The organism is Mycobacterium talmoniae, assembly GCF_001854525.1.
Lineage (GTDB): Bacteria > Actinomycetota > Actinomycetes > Mycobacteriales > Mycobacteriaceae > Mycobacterium > Mycobacterium talmoniae.
In genome coordinates, this window is the sequence record NZ_MLQM01000271.1 from 1 (window position 1) to 4,123 (window position 4,123).

Consider the following 4,123-nt stretch of genomic DNA (forward strand, 5'->3'; position numbering starts at 1 on the left):
TGTCCGCGTCGCGCGGCGGCGTCGAAACCAACTGGATCATTGCGCGGCCGCCGGGCCAGACCGGCACGCTGCGCCCGGTGATCGCGTTGCACCACTTCGGGGGCAACGCGGCCGGGGTGATGGACCTCGGCGTGGAGGACGGCCTGGCCCAGCTGGCCCGCGCGGGCCGGCCGCCGTTCGCGGTGGTCAGCGTCGACGGCGGCGACGGCTACTGGCACAAACGCGCCTCCGGCGAGGACTCCGGGGCGATGGTGCTCAACGAGCTGATCCCGATGCTGGCCACCAAGGGGCTGGACACCTCGCGTGTGGGTTTCATCGGCTGGTCGATGGGCGGCTACGGGGCTTTGCTGCTGGGGTCGCGGCTGGGTCCGGCGCGCACCGCGGGGATCTGCGCGGTCAGCCCGGCGCTGTTCCTGACGTATTGGGGTTCCGGGCAAACGGCGTTCGACAGCGTCGAGGACTGGCGGAGCAACTCGGTGTTCGGCCAGCCGGCGCTGGCGTCGATCCCGATCCGGGTCGACTGCGGCACCGGCGACCGGTTCTCGGCCGCCACCAAACAATTCGTCGACCAGCTGCCCACCAAGCCGGCCGGCGGCTTTTCCCCCGGCGGACACGACGTGTCGTTCTGGCGGCAACACCTACCGGACGAGCTAGCCTGGTTGGGCTCCTAACGCGCCAACCGGAAACGAGGTCACCGCTACCGGGTGACAGTGCGACCGCTCGACCACGCTCGTGCTTCCCGCCGGGAAGCGCACGGCCGAGCCATCCCACCGCCGGGGTTTCGCCCCGACATCGAAGGTCTGCGGGCGGTCGCGGTGCTGGCCGTGGTGCTGTTTCACGCCGAGGTCCCCGGCGTCGGGGGCGGTTTCGTCGGCGTCGACGTGTTCTTCGTGATCTCCGGGTTCTTGATCACCGGGCTGCTGTGGGCCGACGTGGCCGCCACCGGCACGGTGCGGCTGGGCCGGTTCTACGGGGCCCGCGCCCGCCGCCTGTTGCCGGCGGCGGCCACCGTCGGCGTCGTCACCGCGGTCGGCGCGGCAATCCTGCTGCCGCCGTTGTCCTCTCGCGGTGTCCTGGGCGACGGCATCGCCAGCGCGCTCTACGTCGGCAACTACCGGTTCGCCATCGTTGGCACCGACTACCTGGCCAGCGACACCGCGCCGTCGCCGTTTCAGCACTACTGGTCGCTGGGTGTGGAGGAGCAGTTCTACCTGCTGTGGCCGGCCCTGATCCTCGGCACGGCCTGGCATCTGCGGCGCCAGCTGGGCACTCAAGCCGCGACGTCGACGCGCCCATACCTGCTGGCGCTGGGCCTGGTCGCGGCGGCGTCGTTGGCGCTGTCGCTGACCTGGACCCGCACGTCGCCGCCGTGGGCGTTCTTTTCGCTGCCCACCCGGGCGTGGGAGTTGGCCGCCGGCGGCCTGGTGGCGCTGAGCGCCGAGCGGTGGCGGCGGCTGCCCGGGCCGTGCGCCGCGGTCGCCGGCTGGGGCGGCCTGGGGTTGGTGGTGCTGTCCTGCGTCCAGTTGGGGCCGACGACCGCCTATCCGGGCACCGCCGCGCTGCTGCCGGTGCTGGGCACCGCGCTGGTGCTCGGCGCCGGCGGCCCGAACCCGGCGGCCGGGGTGGGCCGCGCCCTGTCGGTGCCGTCGCTGCGCGCGGTCGGCCGGCTGTCGTATTCCTGGTACCTGTGGCATTGGCCGGTGCTGGTGTTGGCGCCGGTGGCGCTGGGTCACCCGCTCGGGCTGGGCGGCCGGGTGGCGGCGGCCGGCGTCGCGGCCGGGTTGGCCGCGCTGACCCTGCACCTGATCGAGAACCCGGCCCGGTTCTCCGCGCCGCTGCGCCGGTCCCCGGCCCGCAGCCTGGCGGTGGGCGCCGCCGCCGTCGCGGTGTTGGCGGGCCCCGCCCTGGTGTTGCAGGTGCTGGTCCCGGTCCCGGCCGGTCACGGCGCCGCCGCGCCGGTGGTGGCCGCGGCGCCCGGCGCGGACGCGGCGCCGCGGTCCCCGACCGCGCAGATCCAGGCGGCGGTGACGAGCTCCGCGGCCCCGCGGTCGGTCCCGTCCAACCTGTCGCCGCCGCTGGCCGACGCCGCCGCCGATAAGCCAGCCGTGTTCGTCGACGGCTGCCTGCGGTCCTGGTTGGACGTCGGGCACGGCGAATGCGCGTCCGGCGATCCCGCCTCCCCCACCCGGGTGGTGCTGGTCGGCGACTCGCACGCCGCGATGTGGGATCCGGCCCTGCAGTCCGTCGCCGAGCGGCGTGGCTGGCGGCTGGAGACGCTGACCAAGGTCACCTGCCCGCTGTTGGACCTGCCGATCGTCAGCCCGTATCTGGGTCGGCCCTACCGCGAGTGCGAGCAGTGGCGCGCCGAGATGATGGCGCGGCTGGCCGCCGAGCACCCGCAGCTGGTCGTGCTGACCATGAGCCGCCGCTACGCCCCGGACTTCAGCTTCGCCTCCTACGATCCGGCGTGGCTAGATGCGCTGACCCGCACGGTGGCGGCGCTGCGCGGCCTGGGCGCGTCGGTGCTGGTGCTCGGGCCGGTGCCGGATCCGCAGACCGCGGTGCCGGCCTGCCTGTCGGCCCACCTCGACGACGCCAGCGCCTGCGCGCCGACCCCGTCGGCGGCGGTCAACCAGGCCGGCATCGACGCCGAGCGGGCCGCCACCACGGCCGGCGGCGGCCACTACGCCGACCTGACGTCGCTGTTCTGCACCGCCGAGGTGTGCCCGGTGATCGTCGGCGACAAGCTGGTGTTCCGCGACGACAACCACCTGACCGGCCAGTACGCGGCGACGCTGGGGCCCGCGATCGGCGAACTGGTCGATAGCGCGCGGGCCGCCAACTAAGCGTTAGCCCGGGAAACTGGGGTTCGCCGGGTTGTTCGGATTGAGCGGGCTCGCCGGGTTGGCCGGGTTATCGGGACTCATCGGGTTGGCCGGGTTATCGGGACTCATCGGGTTGGCCGGATTCGCCGGGTTATTCGGATTGAGCGGGCTATTGATATTCGCCGGGTTCGTGGGACTGTTCGGGCCATACGGCCCCAGATTGCAGACCGCGTTCGCATTGGCCATGCAATCGCCGGGGTTGAACGGGTCGGGATTGGCGGGATCCGCCTGCGCGGGCACGACCACGGCCAGGGCCGGTACGGCTATCGCTGCGGCGAGGACCGCGGCCTTCGCGACGCCGCGACGGACACCCGAAAACGTTGCAGGATTCACCGGATTGCTCCCTAGGTCGTGTTCCTGGATCGACGTTACGCGTCTCGGCGGTAGAGCCCAGCCCGTTACGGCCTCCGAGCCTGCGGTGAGGGCACCGAGCCTGCGTCCAGGGCACCGAGCCTGCGTCTACGGCATCGAGCCTGCGTCCACGCCGGGTTTCGGGCCGTCGAGACGGCCTCACCGCAGACTCGACGCCGCCAGCTCAGGCTCGGCGCCCTCACCGCAGACTCGATGCCCTCACCGCAGGCTCGACGCCCTCACCGCAGACTCGACGCCCTCACCGCAGACTCGATGCCCTCAGCGCAGGCTCGACGCCACCCCACGCCGCCCACCGCTAACTAACGGCCAAACCGGCGCAGCCGCAGGCTGTTGGTGACGACCAGCACCGACGAGCAGGCCATTGCCGCCCCGGCGATCATCGGGTTGAGCAGCCCGGCGGCGGCCAGCGGGATCGCGGCCACGTTGTAGCCGAACGCCCACAGCAGGTTCATCCGGATGGTGTGCAGCGTGCGCGCCGACAGCCGCAGCGCGGTCGGCACGGTGCGCAGGTCGCCGCGCACCAACGTGAGGTCGCCGGCCTCGATCGCGGCGTCGGTGCCGGTGCCCATCGCCATCCCGATATCGGCGGTGGCCAGCGCCACCGAGTCGTTGACGCCGTCGCCGACCATCGCCACCCGGGCGCCGTCGGCCTGCAGCGCCTTGACCGCGTCGGCCTTGTCGGTGGGCAGCACCCCGGCGATGACGCGGTCGATGCCGACCTCGGCGGCCACCCGCTGCGCGACCGCGGCGGTGTCGCCGGTGAGCAGCACCGGGGTGATGCCCATGCCCTTGAGCTCGGCGATCGCGGCGGCGCTGCTGGGTTTGACGGTGTCGGCCAGCGTGATCGTGCCGCGCACCCGGTCGTC

At 73.1% G+C, this 4,123-nt stretch carries 4 protein-coding genes; 2 read left to right on the forward strand and 2 right to left on the reverse strand.

Features of this window, described 5'->3' with window-relative positions:
• On the forward strand, positions 1–671 hold a 671-nt coding region (locus BKN37_RS26140), incomplete at its 5' end, for an alpha/beta hydrolase (RefSeq protein ID WP_071030109.1).
• A 93-nt stretch (positions 672–764) separates the two neighbouring features.
• Positions 765–2,846, forward strand: a complete 2,082-nt coding sequence (locus BKN37_RS26145; RefSeq protein WP_242657366.1) for an acyltransferase family protein — start codon at positions 765–767, stop codon at positions 2,844–2,846.
• Between the two features lie 3 nt (positions 2,847–2,849).
• Here the strand turns inward: BKN37_RS26145 and BKN37_RS26150 are convergent, their stop codons facing one another.
• Positions 2,850–3,152: a hypothetical protein gene (locus tag BKN37_RS26150; RefSeq protein ID WP_071030115.1), complete on the reverse strand. Its 303-nt coding sequence runs from the start codon at positions 3,150–3,152 to the stop codon at positions 2,850–2,852.
• 404 nt (positions 3,153–3,556) lie between these two features.
• The coding region (locus BKN37_RS26155; RefSeq protein ID WP_131823709.1) for an HAD-IC family P-type ATPase at positions 3,557–4,123 on the reverse strand (567 nt) is incomplete at its 5' end.